At 25.0% G+C, this 17,669-nt stretch carries 24 protein-coding genes; 2 read left to right on the forward strand and 22 right to left on the reverse strand.

Annotated elements, in window-relative coordinates; genetic code table 11:
* Positions 1–1,430 (forward strand): LPD7 domain-containing protein (locus AVBRAN12640_RS07810; protein ID WP_336612984.1); only part of this gene is annotated, 1,430 nt, incomplete at its 5' end.
* A 9-nt stretch (positions 1,431–1,439) separates the two neighbouring features.
* Positions 1,440–2,393, forward strand: coding sequence for an Abi family protein (locus AVBRAN12640_RS07815; RefSeq protein WP_336607599.1), 954 nt, complete (start codon positions 1,440–1,442; stop codon positions 2,391–2,393).
* A gap of 88 nt (positions 2,394–2,481) precedes the next feature.
* Here the strand turns inward: AVBRAN12640_RS07815 and AVBRAN12640_RS07820 are convergent, their stop codons facing one another.
* The 22 genes from AVBRAN12640_RS07820 to AVBRAN12640_RS07925 form a co-directional block, all read right to left on the reverse strand.
* The gene (locus tag AVBRAN12640_RS07820) at positions 2,482–2,667 is read right to left on the reverse strand and encodes a hypothetical protein (protein ID WP_336607598.1); all 186 of its coding nucleotides are present in this window, start codon (positions 2,665–2,667) and stop codon (positions 2,482–2,484) included.
* A gap of 36 nt (positions 2,668–2,703) precedes the next feature.
* Entirely contained in the window at positions 2,704–2,916 is a 213-nt protein-coding gene (locus AVBRAN12640_RS07825; protein ID WP_336607597.1) for a hypothetical protein, read from the reverse strand.
* A gap of 3 nt (positions 2,917–2,919) precedes the next feature.
* A complete protein-coding gene (locus AVBRAN12640_RS07830) occupies positions 2,920–3,600 on the reverse strand; it encodes an AAA family ATPase (RefSeq protein WP_336607596.1) in 681 nt (226 codons plus the stop codon).
* 144 nt (positions 3,601–3,744) lie between these two features.
* Positions 3,745–4,125 carry a conjugal transfer protein TraM gene (locus AVBRAN12640_RS07835; protein WP_336607595.1) on the reverse strand — a complete coding sequence of 127 codons (381 nt, stop codon included), beginning with the start codon at positions 4,123–4,125 and terminating at the stop codon, positions 3,745–3,747.
* Positions 4,126–4,153: 28 nt separating this feature from the next.
* On the reverse strand, positions 4,154–4,894 hold the full coding sequence (locus AVBRAN12640_RS07840; protein WP_336607594.1) for a zeta toxin family protein: 741 nt from the start codon (positions 4,892–4,894) through the stop codon (positions 4,154–4,156).
* Positions 4,884–5,090: a hypothetical protein gene (locus AVBRAN12640_RS07845; RefSeq protein ID WP_336607593.1), complete on the reverse strand. Its 207-nt coding sequence runs from the start codon at positions 5,088–5,090 to the stop codon at positions 4,884–4,886. Before AVBRAN12640_RS07845 ends, AVBRAN12640_RS07840 begins: the two co-directional genes overlap by 11 nt.
* A 138-nt stretch (positions 5,091–5,228) precedes the next feature.
* Positions 5,229–5,714, reverse strand: coding sequence for a S26 family signal peptidase (locus tag AVBRAN12640_RS07850; protein WP_336607592.1), 486 nt, complete (start codon positions 5,712–5,714; stop codon positions 5,229–5,231).
* A 61-nt stretch (positions 5,715–5,775) separates the two neighbouring features.
* Complete coding sequence (locus AVBRAN12640_RS07855; protein ID WP_336607591.1) at positions 5,776–6,150, reverse strand: Fic/DOC family protein; 375 nt, start codon at positions 6,148–6,150, stop codon at positions 5,776–5,778.
* A 75-nt stretch (positions 6,151–6,225) separates the two neighbouring features.
* Positions 6,226–6,405 carry a hypothetical protein gene (locus tag AVBRAN12640_RS07860; RefSeq protein ID WP_336607590.1) on the reverse strand — a complete coding sequence of 60 codons (180 nt, stop codon included), beginning with the start codon at positions 6,403–6,405 and terminating at the stop codon, positions 6,226–6,228.
* A 181-nt stretch (positions 6,406–6,586) separates the two neighbouring features.
* Complete coding sequence (locus AVBRAN12640_RS07865; protein ID WP_336607589.1) at positions 6,587–7,294, reverse strand: nucleotide-binding protein; 708 nt, start codon at positions 7,292–7,294, stop codon at positions 6,587–6,589.
* A gap of 59 nt (positions 7,295–7,353) precedes the next feature.
* Positions 7,354–9,147, reverse strand: coding sequence for a type IV secretory system conjugative DNA transfer family protein (locus tag AVBRAN12640_RS07870; RefSeq protein ID WP_336608150.1), 1,794 nt, complete (start codon positions 9,145–9,147; stop codon positions 7,354–7,356).
* Between the two features lies 1 nt (position 9,148).
* A complete protein-coding gene (locus AVBRAN12640_RS07875) occupies positions 9,149–11,392 on the reverse strand; it encodes a zincin-like metallopeptidase domain-containing protein (protein ID WP_336608151.1) in 2,244 nt (747 codons plus the stop codon).
* 3 nt (positions 11,393–11,395) lie between these two features.
* On the reverse strand, positions 11,396–11,530 hold the full coding sequence (locus tag AVBRAN12640_RS07880) for a hypothetical protein (protein WP_336607586.1): 135 nt from the start codon (positions 11,528–11,530) through the stop codon (positions 11,396–11,398).
* Positions 11,527–11,691 (reverse strand): hypothetical protein, encoded by a 165-nt coding sequence (locus tag AVBRAN12640_RS07885; protein ID WP_336607585.1) that lies wholly within the window; start codon positions 11,689–11,691, stop codon positions 11,527–11,529. The genes AVBRAN12640_RS07880 and AVBRAN12640_RS07885 overlap by 4 nt, the downstream gene beginning before the upstream one ends.
* Entirely contained in the window at positions 11,675–12,226 is a 552-nt protein-coding gene (locus AVBRAN12640_RS07890; protein ID WP_336607584.1) for a transglycosylase SLT domain-containing protein, read from the reverse strand. The genes AVBRAN12640_RS07885 and AVBRAN12640_RS07890 overlap by 17 nt, the downstream gene beginning before the upstream one ends.
* Positions 12,227–13,483 carry a TrbI/VirB10 family protein gene (locus tag AVBRAN12640_RS07895; protein WP_336607583.1) on the reverse strand — a complete coding sequence of 419 codons (1,257 nt, stop codon included), beginning with the start codon at positions 13,481–13,483 and terminating at the stop codon, positions 12,227–12,229. It lies immediately after the preceding gene.
* 8 nt (positions 13,484–13,491) lie between these two features.
* Entirely contained in the window at positions 13,492–13,905 is a 414-nt protein-coding gene (locus AVBRAN12640_RS07900) for a hypothetical protein (RefSeq protein ID WP_336607582.1), read from the reverse strand.
* A complete protein-coding gene (gene trbG, locus AVBRAN12640_RS07905; RefSeq protein ID WP_336607581.1) occupies positions 13,902–14,825 on the reverse strand; it encodes a P-type conjugative transfer protein TrbG in 924 nt (307 codons plus the stop codon). Before trbG ends, AVBRAN12640_RS07900 begins: the two co-directional genes overlap by 4 nt.
* A 13-nt stretch (positions 14,826–14,838) precedes the next feature.
* The gene (locus AVBRAN12640_RS07910; RefSeq protein WP_336607580.1) at positions 14,839–15,534 is read right to left on the reverse strand and encodes a VirB8/TrbF family protein; all 696 of its coding nucleotides are present in this window, start codon (positions 15,532–15,534) and stop codon (positions 14,839–14,841) included.
* Positions 15,535–15,536: 2 nt separating this feature from the next.
* Positions 15,537–16,097, reverse strand: a complete 561-nt coding sequence (locus AVBRAN12640_RS07915; RefSeq protein WP_336607579.1) for a BRO-N domain-containing protein — start codon at positions 16,095–16,097, stop codon at positions 15,537–15,539.
* Between the two features lie 101 nt (positions 16,098–16,198).
* Positions 16,199–17,347, reverse strand: a complete 1,149-nt coding sequence (trbL, locus tag AVBRAN12640_RS07920; RefSeq protein WP_336607578.1) for a P-type conjugative transfer protein TrbL — start codon at positions 17,345–17,347, stop codon at positions 16,199–16,201.
* 22 nt (positions 17,348–17,369) lie between these two features.
* Positions 17,370–17,669 carry an EexN family lipoprotein gene (locus AVBRAN12640_RS07925; protein ID WP_336607577.1) on the reverse strand — a complete coding sequence of 100 codons (300 nt, stop codon included), beginning with the start codon at positions 17,667–17,669 and terminating at the stop codon, positions 17,370–17,372.

Consider the following 17,669-nt stretch of genomic DNA (forward strand, 5'->3'; position numbering starts at 1 on the left):
GCAGAAATGGCTATACGATATCTTCAAAAAATGAAAAATTATTTTGTAAAGCAAGTTTTGTGCATAGACAATTATCAAAGCAACAATTATTAAAACGTTTTGGTCCTATTGATTTAAATATTCAAAATGAAAATATTAATAATGACAATAAAATTAAATTTAAAAAAGAACCTATACAACCAATTGCAAAAACAAGTAATTTATGGCAAGAATATATTCAATATGAAAGTGAAAATAAAAGCAAATTAGATTATAATTTATCGCAAATTAAAATTAAAAGAGAAAAAATTAAAAAATCTTTTAAAGGTTGCAATAAATTTACATTTTATAAATTAAAAAAAGAATTAGAAGATTTAAACCAAGAACAAAAAAATACATACAAAAAGCATAAAAAAATATCTTGGAAAGATTTTTTAATCTCAAAAGCACTTGAAAATAATGAAGAAGCTATTAAAATTTTATCTAAAAAACAAATAATACCGGATAAAGACGACAATACTATTAGTTCAGAATTAAATAATAGAAAGGTTTTTAAAGATATAAAATGTATTAGCAATGATGGTTTTATTGTATATGAAAATAAGCAAAGTAAAATGATAGATAAAGGAGATTTTTTAAAACTTAAAGTAGATATTAAAGATAAAGATTTTATTTTAGATTCTCTTTTAAAATCAATGGAGAGATTTGGGCGTGTTTTAGATATTAATGGTAGTGATGATTTTAAAAAAATAATATTAGATGTAGCAAATGAATATAATTTAGATATTGAATTTAAAGACATAGCTATGGATAAAATACATAAATCAAATCAAAGTCATAAACAAATTTTAAAAACTAAAAATACATTACTAAGAATAGTTGATTTGCAAATTAAAAACATAAATAAAAATGATAGTATTGATAATAACAAGAAGGAAAAAATAATCAAATCATTTAATAAAACAAAGGAAAAATTATTAAATAATAATGCAACTTTTTTTGCTGGAGAATTTAAAAAACTTGGTTTTGATTATAATGATATAGATTCTTTTGAAACCTATGAAGTTAATATACAAATTGATGGATTTAAAGTTAATGATATAAATAACAATGGTTTAAAAGCTATGAACAATTATTTATTAAACAATATAAAAGATAAAGAAGAATTCAAAAAAATTAATAAGTTTGTAAGTATTTTTGAAAAATTAGATAAAATCGTAGATGTTGCTAAAGGTTTTTATGAAAATAAAAAAGTTGATGTTGATGAATTTATAAATAAATATAATATGCAACTTGAAAAATTAGATAAAAAAGCTAATGCAATTAAATTAGATAGTGAATTAAATATAAAAATTATTGATGATATGTATCATAAACTAAAAAAACAATCTAAATATGATTTAAAAGTTGAAATCATAGAAAGTAATGATATAAATTTCAATGATTTTTAAAGGATATATATGAAAAATAAATTAAGTTTTAAAGAACAAGTGGAATTTTTTAATAATAAAAATATAATAATTGATATTAATAATGTAGGAGATAATATAAACCAAACAGAAGTGTTTAAAATTTTAAAAGAAAGAAATTATTTTTTTAAATTTAAAACTTTTAATAAGTGTTATGAAAAAAATAATAATGGTGTATATAAAAATTTAGATTTTAAGTCTTTACATAGGTTTGGTATTTTAGATACAAGTTTTAGGTCATTAGTATTGGAGTTATCTCTTATATGTGAACATTTATTAAAAACAAAAATTAATTATTTATGTACTACTAATAATCAAGATGATGGTTATATTAGTGTGAAAGATTTTTTAAATAACTATGTGCCGAATGAATTAAAAAGATATTATAATGGTAAAAAAAACTATTACACCGAATCTTTTATGACAAAATATAGTTCTAATTTTGCAGTATGGAATCTTTTGGAAATTTTAACATTTAGTGAAACATTAGATTTTTATAATTTTTATATAAATAAATATTATAAAGGTAAGGATTTAAAACAATTGATACTTAATGAGTTATATGCAATTAAGAATTTAAGAAATGCTGCAGCACATAATAATTGCATTTTATATTTATTGGGAGATAATTTACAAAAATTAGGAAATAAATATACAGATAGCAATAATCAACAATCTAAAGGATATTCATATAATATAAAATATATTTTATATAAAAATAATATGAATGATGATTTGGGTAGAGAATTTTTATTACACGATTTTTTATGTTTAGTATATGTTTTTAATAAATTATGTCCTAAAGGTAAATTAAAAAAACTTGGTAAAAAGTCAATAAAAAATTTCTTTATAAAGTGTGAAAAAAAAGTATGGTTTAAGATTCCTAGAATTGTAAAATATAAATATTTATTTATCAAAAAAGCAACTAGAATAATACTAAAATAGAACCACATATCTTCTGTATGTGGTTCAGGCTAGAAGCCTTTGTTCTTTCCAAGTACTGTAATTATATACTTAAAAAGGTAAATATATCTTATTTTAAATTTAATGAATCAAAATAAGTTTTAAAAAATGTTGGATTTTCTATGATAGCTCTAAATTTTCTTCCAGTAGTTGATAAATTATCAGTTGTTTTTAAATTATCACATAAAGTAGCAAAATTATTAATTTTATTATTTTTTATATATTCTAAAACACTTTTATAGACTTTATTCTCCATTCTGCTCTCCTTTTATTATTTCTTAGCTATATTACATTATTCTTTTACAAATAATTTAAATCTAATATAAGCACTTCTACCCATTTTATGTTTGGCTGCTTCTTGTGTTAATTCAGCAGCTTCTTCTTCCGTTAAATGGAAAAGCACACTTTTTGTTCTTTTTGGAGTTTCATTTATATTATTAATATTAGAAGTTTCGCCCCTAGCAGCATTTATAAAATCATTTTCGCTTAGTTTTTTAAATCCCATTTTTTATCCTTTTATAAATTTTTTTGTTTTTTCTAATAATTCTTGATAAAATTGTTCAAAGTCTTCACTTGCTTTAGAATTATCAAATTCATTTATGCTTTTACCTTCAATAACAGCTTTTCTATATGCTTGTCTTTCATAAATTACACTATCAAGTAAATATATATCGCTAATATTTTTTTCATCTTGTAAGTCTTTTATATAGTTTTGTAAATTTTGTAAATCTTTTTGCAAAAACGGATTAGGAGAAACTCTATTAGTTACTACAAAAACTAATAGATTGTGATTAAATTCTTTTGCTTCTATTATTAGTTCAAACATATGATATAAAACACTTACATCGTATTGGCTTGGTAGTGTCGGAATAATAACTATGTTAGAATTTAAAATTGCTTTTCTCATTTCTTTACTATCACGACCACCAGTATCAATAATAACTGAATCAAATTTATCTTTCATAAGTTTTATTTCATCTCCTAAACTTACACCAGTTTTACATACATTACTAAATATAGGCTTTAGATTGTTTTGACTTCTCATATCTGAAAATACTTCAGTTGATTTTTGTGGGTCAGCATCAATTAATAAAACACTATCACCATCCAAAGCAAGTCTAGCAGCTAAATTGACAGCTAATGTTGTTTTACCACTGCCACCTTTTTCATTGATAATAGAAACTACCATTATTGTCTCCTTTTTTTAAAATTTTCATATAGGTAGTAAAAACTAAAATTATACATTTTCTTAATTACGATAATTATATATAAATAAGCTTAATATTATATAAAATATATATAAAAATTATATCAAATATATATTAAAATTATATTATAGTAATATGCCTATAATTAGTCCAATAAGTAAAAATATAATCTGACCTATTACAAAAGCTATAAAAATATTCTTTTTATTACAGTCTATATTTTTTTCATTTTGGTGTTGGTTAGAATTTGAATTAGGAATTTTATTTAATTTTAGTTCTTGTAAAATTTGATGATGTTTTTTAAACTCTTCTTGAATATCACTTATTAAACTTTGTTTATAGCTTTCTAAATCAACTTTATTTTTTATTTTCACCCTTTCAAGTTGTTTTATATAATCATCAAACATAAGTTCGTTAGCTGTAATGATTGCAAAAATAGGGTCATTTTCATCTAGTATTAAATGATGTTTTTTTGCTATCTCATCTATAATTTGTTTTTTATCCATTTTTTACTTTTCTTACTATACCTACATATTAATCAAAATTATATAAATTTTCCAAATTTAGTTTTCTTTCCAAACCTAAATATTTATTAATGGTTGCAATATTAACTTTAGGTTTTAAATCACTATTATAAATTTCAACTTGATTAAACATACCAGTTTTTTTATCTAAAATCCTTGAATATATTTTCATATTATCAACTAAGCCTGATTTTTGAACTTCTTTAATATTATTTGCCAGATTATCAACTACTATATCGTGATGAACTTTATCTGTAAATCTAGCTTCATTTGGATTTGTTTCTAACATTTTTTCATATCTTTCAAGACAAGATTTCCAACTAATATCTTTATGGCAAGTTTGAATTAATACATTTGTGTTATAACCATTATCTTTAAATAATTTTAGTGTTTTAATCGGTGTAGTAGCGGTTCTAAAAGTTCCTTCAATTACTATATTTAATTTATTTTTGATAGCTTTATCTAAAATCATTTCAGTAATCATTCCTGCAAATTCAGCAGTGTGTTTAGGCGAATCTTTGCCATAAGTAGCTTGTAAATTAGCATAATTTGGATGATATTTTCTATAATCATCTCCATTTATTACGATAACATTGCTATTAAGCTCTTGTTCAATAAGCTTGATTAGTTTTGATTTACCAGCACCAGGCTGACCACCTAGAACAAATGCTTTATAATTATTAACGGGTGTAATATAATCTTTTTTTACATCGGACCATATTACATTAAAAATATTCTCATCAATTTTCATATTTTAGCCTTATTTTTTTTACTTGTTCTTTGGTGCTTTCGTAATCTATATCTTCTTCATCAGTAGAGTATAACCATTGTTTTATTTCGTACATTTTATTTAAATCATCTTGAGCTTCTTTTGTATCTCTATTTTTAATCAAATATCCAAATGTTGCATATTCTAATAAAACATCTTTTTCCATAATTGTTGCCATTTTTTCTCCTTATTATTTTTTCGCATAGGTAGTAAAACTAGATCTATGCGTTTTTCTAACTTTTTAATGATTTCAAATGCTAAGATTTAAAATTATGTTATTATATATAATTTATATAAATATTATATAAAAATAATATTAAAATGTTATTATTTTTATAAGTTTTTTTATATTATTTTCATATTGTTTTACAATACCAAAATATCTACTATCATAACTTCTTATATGTTCTCCTAAAGCAATAAATTCATTATCTTTTAAAATAGTTTTTAATTGATTAAAGTGTAACGGCTGGTTAAAGGTATCGTATTTAAATATTTTTGTATTTGTTTGTAAAATATTATTGATATAAACGCCATTAGAATTAATTTCAATCAAATCTCCTTTAGTAGCTGCAATCTTTTTTATAAGATATTCATTTATAGTAGGAACTTTTAACATAACCAAATCTCCTTTAACTAATGGTCCATCTACTTTTTTATATAAGCCTAAGGGCATTGATTTTGTTGTATTAATAACTAAACCAAAAGAAAAAAATAAAGGAATAACTATTAAAACAAATGCAGCTAAGCTAAGTATTAGATATTTAATTATTTTCGTTATTGATTTACAAATATTTTTCATTTTTTAAATTATTTATATAAATTATATATATTTTTTATATAAAAATAATATAATTTATATATTAATATCCTATTCCTTGCGATTGCTCTTTCTCAAGGTTTTGTTTAAAGCTTTTTAAATTAACCTTAATAAGGGTTTCAAGTTTTTTATAATCACAATCCATAGCTTTTATACTGGCATCTATCATTTTGTCTTTATCAATTAACCTTAGGTCCAATTTATACCCTGTGTTTTGAACTAATTGATTTATAAATATTTTTTGGGTTCTTCCGTTGCCTTCTCTAAATGGATGTAAGGCATTTAAATCTCCAATAAATTCAGCTAAATTTTTTGCTAGTTCATCAATGCTTTTACAGTTTTTAAAATAGTTTTGTTTTTCTAAATTAGAAAAAATACGATTCACTTCATTTGGTATAAATTGCCCATTGCAAAACATACTATCTCCTTTAAATATAGGTTCTAATAAATTAAGTTCAAATCTATCTTCGTTACAAGTTCTTCAAAACTTAATTTATTTTCTTTCATAATCAACATAACCTTTTTCTTTATATTCTGCTAAAACTTCATCAACACTTAAGCCATAAACAGTTTGCTTTAACATCATAATAATATCTAATTCATCAGCGTATGAATTTTCTATTGCGTGGCTACCTATAATGCCTTTTATATCTTCATAGTCTTCTTTACTCACATCGTTTTTATATCTTTTTAAAATTTCTAAGCTTTCTTTTAGCGAATTTGACTCTTATAATTTTTCATTTTTTTCTCCTTTTTTAATTTTAAAGAATTATATCAAAATAAACTTAAAATAATATAAGATTTATATATTTTTTATATAAATTTTATATATAAAAAATATAAATTATATATAACTATAATATAATTTTAATTTGTTCAAATACTTTATCTCTAAATATTTTTAGTCTTTGTTTTGACATAAGTGAAAAGCTCTTATCTTTTAAACTTTCATCAAAAGTTAGATTTTTTGAAGTTAGTTCTAAAAGGTCCTTTCCGTAAGTATCTTTGCTAAATTGTTTTAAATATATTAATGCGTTTATTTTTTCTTTTATGGCGTTATATTCTTGAGTGTTTTCAAAATCACGTAAAGAACCGTGATATTCATTACACCAAACAATAAAATTACAATTAAAATTATTTGCTAACTGAACTAAGCCTAAAATTGTATCATCTTGAGCTTGCCCGCCAACTATTGGAACGTGAAAATATATTTCTATTTTTTCATTTTTTAACATAGAAATTATTTCGTTTTCTTTTAGGTAATCAATTAATGGGATAAATGTTGTAGCACCTGAATCTATAATATAGTTTTTCTTTTCTTTAGAATATGCTAGTTCAATTATCTTATCAAATTCTCTTACATTAAATTTACCATCATCATCTATTAGTTTTAAAAAACTTGCATCTAATGCTTTGATATTGCATAGTGTAGTGTTGTTTGGGTCAGTATCTATTGCTAATATACTTTCTTTATTATGTAAAAAATATTGGCATAATAAAGAGCTTATAAAACTTTTTCCTATACCGCCTTTACCATTTAAAATAAAATGAATTTTAGTCATTGTTAATTTTCTCCTTTTTACTGTTCGCACAGGTAATAAAATTAGAACTATGCGTGTTTTTATATATTGTTTAATTGTTCTGAATACTCAACTTTTGACCTATCGCTAAACACTGGATCTTTAAAATATAACATTTGTTTCCCATAAATTGCAGGTTTGCCTGAAATGAAAATTAACATATCTCCTGGCTCAATTATTAATTCATTTTTGTCTTTTTTAGCTGATGGAATCCTCATACATTCATCAGGCGTTATTAATGGTCTTTGAACTTCCTGCATTGTTTCACTTACATTATCTAAAACTGCTTGAAGTTTTTTGCCGCTGCTAGTGATTGAACGCTTAATGATGGTAGTAGTTCCTGACATTTCTGAAAGTAGTTTTGCTGTGTGTATATTATTAGGTGCAAATGCAATTCTAACGTGACAATTTGAAGTTATACTTTCTTTATCTGTGTATAAATTATATAATTGTTGAAGATCTTGTATAATACCATAAAACTTAATTCCATATCCTGCCCAATAAGCCAAGCCTTCTTCTAAGGTCGCAATTTTACCTACACTAGTCAGCTCATCTCCCATAAACAATAATCTGTGTTTATATGTTTTTTCTTCACCTAATTTTACATCAGTTAAGGTCCTAAAAATTTGATTAATAATTAAATTAAATAGCGGCTTTAATCTATCTTTATCTGAAGGTGGAATAATTAAATATAAACTTACTGGTTTATCGCTATTCATAAGCTCATTGATTTTAAAATCGCTTTTAGCTGTATTTTTTGCCAAAATAGGGTCTATATATAAATTTAAGCTTTCACTTGTAGTTCCTATAACTCCTGACAATTCTTGACTTGCTTTATTTTTCATAGCTCTTGCTATACTTTGTATTATTTCATTTGTATCATCTCTTGCAATATCACATTCAAGCATTTCTTCAAGTATTTCATCTATACTCATTTTAGGATCGTTTAAGAATTTATAAATATCTGTAAGATTAGGGATATTGTTATTTTTATTTTTTGCAATATGTAAAGAATAAAGTATTAAAGCAACTAAAAAATTTTTTGCTTCACTTCTAAAATAACCTGTTGAACTACTTGTTTTTTCATCTGGAGTATCCCCTTTATAAATTATATTAATAGCTATGTTTTGAGTATCTTTTATTTCAAAATCTGTATTAATTCTAATTTCTTCTAGTATATTAAATCTTATTGAGCCATTAGGGTTTGATGGGTCAAATTTAAGTATTTTATTATTTGCATATTTTTGTCTCCAACCTGCTGTAAAGTTAAAAAGTTCTGATTTAATATCTAAAATAATTGCACTTTCTTCCCAAGCAAGTAATGTTGGCAATATTAAGCTAACACCTTTACCGCTTCTTGTTGGAGCAAAACATAAAATATGTTCTGGACCATTGTGTCTTAAGTAATGTAAAGTGTTTTTATATTGATAACCACCAATATAAACGCCTTGGTTTGTATTTAAAACACCTGTTTCTTTGATTTCATCTAAACTAGCCCAATGTGCAGAGCCGTGAAGGTCTTTAATAGCTTTTGATTTTCTTGAATAGGCTATTTTAATTATTACAAAAAATAAAAATGCTAAAGCAATTAAAGAACACATAATTAAATAAAATTTTCTAAAAAAATCAGGATAATTTGAACTATATTTTATACTCCAAAAAATCCAAGAAAAAGGATTGTATAAATCATAAGCAAGGGTTTCTCCAAGAGCAGGAGAATAATTAAAAGTCCCTGCTAGATATTGTGTTCCAATAGAACTTATTATTATAATTGCTATAACTACTCCAAAAAAAGCAAATAAAAAAACTATAAATTGATTTTTATCTTTATTCATATTAATATCCTATGCCAATATCTTTTGTGATATTAATTTGTTTATTAATAGCTTTGTCTTTACTTTGTGAATTTGCACTTAATGCTTTTTCTGTTGTTAATTGTTTAGCTAATTGTTCTTTTATTTGTTTAGTTACTTCTAATAATTTCCTAGAACGCATTAAATCATTAAAATCACTATAACCTTTTTGAATTTCTTCTTTTGTAAATTGTGGCAATACAATTTTAATATCTTTGTATTTATTTTTAATATCGTAAGCTTTTGTTTTTCCTACGTTTGGTTTATTTTCTAGTTCTTTTTTAATATCATTGTCAGCTGCTATTGTAATCTGTATTTTTGGGTATTTTTCTTTAATATTAGCAATGACAACTTCAAGATTTCCAGCATCAACTGCCATAACTGTTGTTTTTTTTGTAGCTTCATAAACACTAGCAGCAGTTGCAAAACCTTCACAAACAAAAATTTCATTTACATTATTAAGATTTTTTGCTCCAATAATAAAAAAATTACCAGTTTTTTTTGATGGATATTCTATGTTTTGTTCTTTTTCTTCTTTAGTTCTAATTAATCCAATCATTTTATCGCCATTGGAAAAAATTCTTTGAGAAGTCCAATGTTTGCCTTCAATATCACTTAATGGTATTAATAGATTTCCGAATTCATCTTGTTTTAAATAATAATTTTTTTCTAAACCTTTATTTTGTAAATAGGGGTGTTTGTCATAAGCCCATTTAGCATTGTTGTATTCTTCTTGTGCTTTTAATGCACTAGCTTCTTGTTTTTCTAACAATTCTTCTTCTCTAGCTAAATTTATATTAGTATTTTTTTCTTTTTGGATTTGTATTTCTTGTGTTTTATCTTTTGTTTGGTTTAAACTTAACGAGCTTTTCCAATTTTCTTTATATCCAGTTTTAAAATTTTGAATATGTCCTGCAGGATGGGCATTTAAAAATCCTACATAAGCCCCACTAAGATTTCTACCTTTATCATCATAAGTTCTTACTCTACGTAATTTTCCATCCATTATAGGTTCATTTACATCGAGTCCTGCATCATTTAATGCTTTTGTAAATTCTGCTTTTACTTCATCTTCATTAATTTGTATTTGCGGTTTTTGTTCTTGTTTAGTAAGCCATTTTTCTAATTTGTTTAAATCAGTACCTTTAGCAGCATACCAAGCTTTAGCTTCCTTATCCCACTTTGCACCTAGTTTTTTTGCTTCATCCTTATCTTTATAAGGAACATATAAATAAATTTTTTCTTTTGCAAGTCCTAAATCTTGATTATTCATATTTTGCTCCCTATTTTCTTGTATTATATTTTGTTTAGGTTGTGTATTTTGCTCAATTTCTAATTTTTGTTCTAGCGTAAAGTCTTCTAGAAAATTTACTATTTTTGTTGCATCTGAAGTTGCTCTAAAAATTTCATAAGGCTTATCTTTTAATATACTAACCCAACCATCAATATAAGATAAATGATTACTTGGGTCATAGTCAAGTCCAATTTTTGCACATAATAAAAAACTAGCAATTTCTGCTCTTAATTCTTCTTTAGCATATTCTTTTGTTCCGAAAGGATGGGCTAAATCTCTATTTAATCTATTTTGATGACCACTCCAATGCCCTAACTCGTGTAAAGCTGTTGAATAATATGCAATTTCATCTATGAATGCACTTTTATTTGGTAATGTAATTGTATCTTGAAATGAATTATAAAAAGCTCTTGAACCACCGTGTTTAATATTAGCATTAGATTTATCTAATATCTCTTGTGCTTCTTTAATAACTTTAAAATTATCAATTTTAGGTTTTTGTTTTAATTTTGGTAAATTCTCGCATTGTTCAGCATTAAAAACACTTGCAAAAAATACTTTAGGCGTTTCAAGTTCAATTTCTATTTTTTCAGACCTACCATTTTCATCAAGTATAATATTTCCATTTTCATCTACTTTATCAACCATTTCGCTAAATTGCCAATATTGAATAGAAGTTGATTTTTCGCCTTTTTTAACATAAGCACCTAATTCTTGTGCTTGTTTATATGTAAGCCATCTTGGATCATCATATCCTTGCATCATTAAATTAATTGAATTAATACCATTATAATTTTTATTTGTTTTTGGGTTATATGGCATAATATTATTTAATTCATCCGCTTTCCAAGGTTTAATCCAAGGAGCAGTACCATTTTTTAAACTTTCAATTATTTTTTCAGCAGTATTTTGAATAAAATCTTGATTTTTCATAGTTTAACTCTCATCATTATCTATAAAATCATATTCGTTTATAGCATTTTCAACAAATGCACCTAATTCTTCGGCAACTTCAGGGCTAACTTCATAAGCGTAGTTTTCAACTAATTCTAAATCTGTAAATTCTTTCATTTTTTCTCCTTATTATTTTTTCGCATAGGTAGTAAAACTAGAGCTATGCGTTTTTCTAACTTTTTAATGGTTTCAAATGCTTGATTTATTTGTTCTTTTTCGTTTAAATTTTTATCGGTGCTTTTATAAGCAAAATAAGAAATATTATTGAGCTTTTTCATTTTTTAAAGTTTCTAAGTTAAATAAATTAAAAGCAATATTTATTTTGGTATTTGATTTTCTTGCTTCTTCATTTATATTTTTAATATTTAAATTGCTATCATATTTTGCTACATAGCCATTTAAAAAACCATTTGTAATATTTCCTGTATTATATACAGAAAGCGCTTGATTTATTCGTTCTTTTTCGCTTAAATTTTTATCGGTGCTTTCATACGCCAAATAAAAAACATCACTACCAGCTTTTATATTTTTGCAAGTATCTAATAAATCATCAACGCTATAACTTGAAAAGGCTTTAAGCTTTAAATTATTAGAATTAAATTGCATTAAACCTATATCAACACTAGCATTTTTTGATAAGTAATAATTGATTTTTTCTTTGGCTTCTTCTTTTGTTTTTAATATAAATGAGCCTATACCATTAACATTTATTGCGAACTGATTATTATTACTTTCTATCAAAATAATTTTTTGTATTATTTCGGTAGGAACATTTGGATTTTTACATTGTTCTATTAAAGCTATATCAACCATTTAATATCTTTCTAAAGGTTCTAAAATAATATCTTTAGTAACAAAAATATTAAATTTATAACCACTTCTAATTTCTAGCGTTGGTGCTATATTCATATTTTTTCTAATTATTTCAGCTGCTACTTGGCTCATTTGTTCTATTGCTGATGATATTGCTTTATCTTTTGCGGTTTCTTTTTCCCCTGTTGAATTATCGGCAAGTGATACACCAGCAGTAATTGAAGATAATAATATAGCTGAAGCAAAAGTTCTAATGTAATGATTATTAACTTTATCTTTAAAGCCTGTAAGTCCATTTGCGCTTACGCCTTGCATATTATCTAAAATTAAGCTTTGACCATCAGGGAAAATTAACTTATTCCAAGCAACTAACAATCTTGATTGACCCCATAAAATATTAGAAGAATAAGAACCGACAATTTTTGTGCCTTGTGGGATTAACAAATATTTACCTGTAACACTATCATAAACATTTTGTGAAACTTGAGCTAGAACTTGCCCTTGAATTTCTGAATTAATAGAAGTAATTAATACTGCAGGAATTACCCAACCAGCTTTTAATTCATAAGGCGATAGCGCTTTAGTTTTTTTATGTTGGAGATAGCCATTATCTACTTGATTGTCTAAAAAATTACTTGTATTATAATTTTTATCATTAGTTTCAGTATTAAATGAGCCACCAAACATTCCAGCTTGCGCTTTAGCTTGAGCCATAATTTCTTCATCATTGAAATGTAGTGTAGGTTTTGAATTTATATTTACATCACTATTATTAAAATCATAAGAGTAATTGTTTGATTTAGTTTCAATTTGAGTAGGTGCTAAATATGCTTTTTGCTGCATATCTTTTTTAAAGCTTAAATCGTTATCATCTTGATAATTTATTTTATTGAAATTATTGCTTTGTATATTTATTTGCTCTGGTTCTTTTTTAATTAAAAAGTCTTGTTGAATAGGAATAATTTCTTTATTTTGAGCTATTGCATTGTCGCTTGAAATTATTGTAAATGTTGAATTATTTTTAGATTTTTCAAGCTCTTCAATAAAACTTGTAGTGTTTGTGTTATCGATTTGATTTGTTTCTTCTTGTTTAATTATATTATTTTCTATATTTTGCTTTCTAGCAAGTGCTGCATAAAATAATGCAAATAATACCAAAATAACAAAAGCTGCAATAATAATTATTGGAGCTTTAGATATTCTTTTGCTTTGAGTGATTTTATTAGGAGTTGCATTGATTTCTAAGTTGTTACTCATAATTTCTCCTAGTAATCAAAAAAGCTAATACTATTTTTAAAGATTTTATTGTCTTTTACTTTATAAGTTATATTTACTTTGTTTGCATCTATATTTATAGTTACAAAAATATTTTCATCAATTTGAGATATTGAGTAACTTATAAAATTTAAACCTTTAAGAGAATTATCATCGCTAATTGCAAAACCTTCATTTCTTAAAATATCACACAAATGATTGAAAAAATCTTTATTTGCATCACTAGTGCTTAAATATAACGTTGATTGTTTTATATAATTGTTTTTAACAATATCGGCAATATCGTTAATGATAACTTCTTGTTGAATATTGTTATTTAAGTTTAAAGTTGAATTAAAATAATTGTTAGAGTTGCTACAAGCTATAAAAAATAAAGCTATTATGATTAATATTAATTTTTTCATTTTTTCTCCTTTTTAGCAGCTTTTGATAAGTCATAAAGCACATTATTTACTATTTCTTGATTTGCTTTATTTGAATGTTTTTTAATAGTTACCTTTTCTTGTTTTTTACCTACACCAGCAATTAAAACAGCGTTATCAAATAATCTATCTACGATAAAGGTATCGTATTTAAGTCTATAATTTATGATTTCATTTTCTTTACCATTATCTAGCAACATTAATGCAGGAGCTTCATAAAATTTCATATTTTTAGGCATTTGAATATATGTTTTTACACCATCGTTATATACTCTTAAGGGTTTAAAGTTAGCTTTACCTTCAATACTATAATCAAAATCTAAATTGTCAATATTTGATGCAACTACATCATCTTGGAGTTTATAGAAGTTTTTACTATTTGATATTTTCTTCATATCATTTTGGTATTGATTTAATGTTTTGATAATATCATTTTTATAATTAAACGATATCGCAGGCATAAATTTCTTTGCTTCTGAAATTAAATTTAACCTATAAACTCTTTTATTTGTCATAATATTTAGTGTGGTTTGTAAATTTTTGTCGGTTGGCTTTATTATTACGTGTGAAGTAAGATTTGGTTCTTCTCCACTAACACTTAACGAAACAACCCAACGAACACTATCTGCAATTTGAACATCCTTTATAACTTCTCCAGCTTCTAAAACAATATCAGTTAATCTAAGTGGTGCAGTAACTATTGTTGGCATAGATTCGCCAAATAAGAAAACAACTTCGCCATTTTCTCCTAAAGTACTTGTAGTTTTTGCATAAACCCATTTTTGAGCTAATGCTAAATCTTTTTGTTGTTTTGGTGTAAGATTAGCAAAATCTCTTTCATTAAAAGTATTTGCAAATAATAAACTTGTGGTAATTAAACTTAAAAATATTTTATTTTTCATCATATTTCCTTTTTTATAAAATTTTTGAATAATTAATATCGCTAATAAAAATACCTAGTGGATTTTTAATAATTTGTTCTTCAGTTGAAGGAACTATTTGTTTAATTTGAAGTAGTGCCTTATAATTTGTAGTATCAATAATTTCTCCATTTGAACTTACTAAGTTTTCTTCCCATTCAACTTGCCAAGTCTCAACATTTAAAGCTACTATTGATTTAATTTTAACTTTTACATTTTCTTTACCAATTTTATCAAATGGATTATTTGTTTGAAATTCATTATTAACAAATGTAAAAGCTTTTGAATTAGGTTCAATATAGTTATATGTATCAAATATAAATTTCTTTTGAATATCTATATTTCCCCAAATTGAACGCCAAGAAGTAATAAAAGTATTAATGCTATATTTTATAACATTTACATTTTTTAAATCAGTATTTGAGACTATGCCAACACGACTTGTATTGCCTAATTTATCAACTTCAACTATATATGGAACTAATTTGTTTTGTGTTCCTATATAACCTAAAAAAAGCACACATATTAAAGATACAAATACAGAAAGCATTGCTAGTATTTGCCAATTATGTTTTTGTGCGATATAATCTCCATAACGTTCTAGCCATTCTCTTTTAGCATCAAGGTATGGATTATAACTCGTATCTATTTCACTTTTATTTACTTGTTTTTTCTCAAATAGTTTTTTCATTGTTATCCTTTAAAATTTAGTGTATTAATTTGAACTTTTTTTACTACTTCAAATTGATTATCTTTAAAACTTTCAATTATTTCATATTCAACTAATTCATTACAATCGCATTTAAATTTTGTTTCCATATTTGTAATGGTCTTTATAATTTCTTGTTTATATTTTGAAAGTTTTGGAATGTTGTATTTAGCAGCTTGATTTTCTAGTGCTTGATTGTTTTGCAACTCATATTTACCTTGTTTTCTAATAGCAGGTAATACTTCATTAATAACCCATTGCCTAAACATTTTTGCTTTTGGCTTATCTGAACGCATAATTAAAAAATATAATTGTGGCTCGGTTATCATTACTAGTTTTTGTATTCCACCTTTTGTTTTAAAAGGGGTTATGTTTAACATAACCCCTTCAAATTCTCTTTCTATTGACTCTCTTACTTGTCTTGAATCTAATATATTTAAGCTTTTACATACATCATTTAAAGAAAATAAAGGATTTTCATAATCTCCTGCAATTCTAACCTTACCCAAATTCTTTTTTTTAAAAATCGTTACTTCTTCTTTCATTTTTTCTCCTTTTTTTAAAGGGGGTGGTATATAATACCACCCCCTTTAAATACACTTTAAACTTTTATTTTATAGGCATTTAAGCTCTTTTTTAAACTTTTTTATTTTTCAACTCCACTAGCGTAGTTTTCATTTGTGTTATTATTTTTATCTCCGCTAATAGTTCCTTCAGCTTTTTTAATTGCTTCTTGAACTTCTTTGGTTTTTTCTCTTAAGCTTTCTGATACTTGTGATTTTCCAAAATTTGCTTTAAATTGTTCTTTTGTTTCGCTATATGCAGTTTTAAAAGCATTACGTAATTTGCCAACCTTACCTTTACCTTCGTTAGCTCCTGTTATATTATTCAATTTATTTGCTTCATTTAATGCACTTATTGTTTTTGAGACACCACCAATGGCTACTCCTGTTGCTATTCCAGCAGCAGTTGCAGTAACTGCTCTAAAACTAGCACTAGCACCTGCGGTTTCTCCTATACTACCATTCATGACTGATTCTATCATTCCAGGAATCATTTTCGTAATAATACAAAATATTAAAGCCATAGCTAGTATGCTCATTAAGTAATCAAAATCAATGTTTTCATCAATTAAATCTATCATAAAATTAACACATAAGCCCATAAAAGCTGAAATTAAAAATAGTTCTATACCTATTTTAATTGCTGCTAAAACAGGATTAAGTCCTAATTGTTTGAAATGTGATAAACCACCAAGAGCAAAAGCAAAATAACAAATGATATTTAGTAAATAAAATTTCAAATAAACAATCAATAAATCTATTGCCATCAAACAAAAAGCAGCTAAAACAATAACTCCTATAATTATTTTTAAAAAAGAATCTCCAGGAGACACAAGACTCATAGATTTAAAAATTGCTCCTACAATACTAAAAGCTTTGTCTAAAATAGTTGAAGGTGTTACATTGATATAAGTAACGTTTGTGGCAAGTTGTTGAAAACCTGTATATAAAGTTTTAATCCATAAATCAGTATTGAATAAAAATAAGAAAATTCCTATATAGATAATTTTTTTTATTAATGCTGCTAAAAAATCTCCTAATTCAAAACCTTTTAAGGCTTTTTCGCTAAAGGTCCAAACTATATCAATTACAGCTAAAGAATAAAACACATAAATACAAACTCTTTTAATATTTGGAAGCCAACTTGAAATATTTGATTTTAATTCATTTAAAATACTATCGGAGCCAGGAACATTTGTAGCTCCTAAAACTATATTTGGTATTAGGAGCAAAAATAAAATATATAGGATATGTTTATTTTTTTGTAGGTTCCTCAGTTTCTGAATTACTTGCTTTCCATTCGGTAACGCTAGGAATGATTTTTTGGCTTTTTCCAAGATTTCGCAAATCTGCCTTAAATCTACCTTCTGTTGCGTTTCCACAATCTTGTTTTTGTTCTTCACTCATTTTCCCCATTTTGTTACATTTTTCAATTTTAGCTTTTGCTTCTTCTGGGTGTTGTATATAATAATCAATAGATTTAACTTCATCACCACAACCAACAAAAAAAGTTAAAGCACCTACAACCATTAAACTTGAAATAAATTGTTTCAT

Source organism: Campylobacter sp. RM12640, assembly GCF_020137595.1.
GTDB lineage: Bacteria > Campylobacterota > Campylobacteria > Campylobacterales > Campylobacteraceae > Campylobacter_E.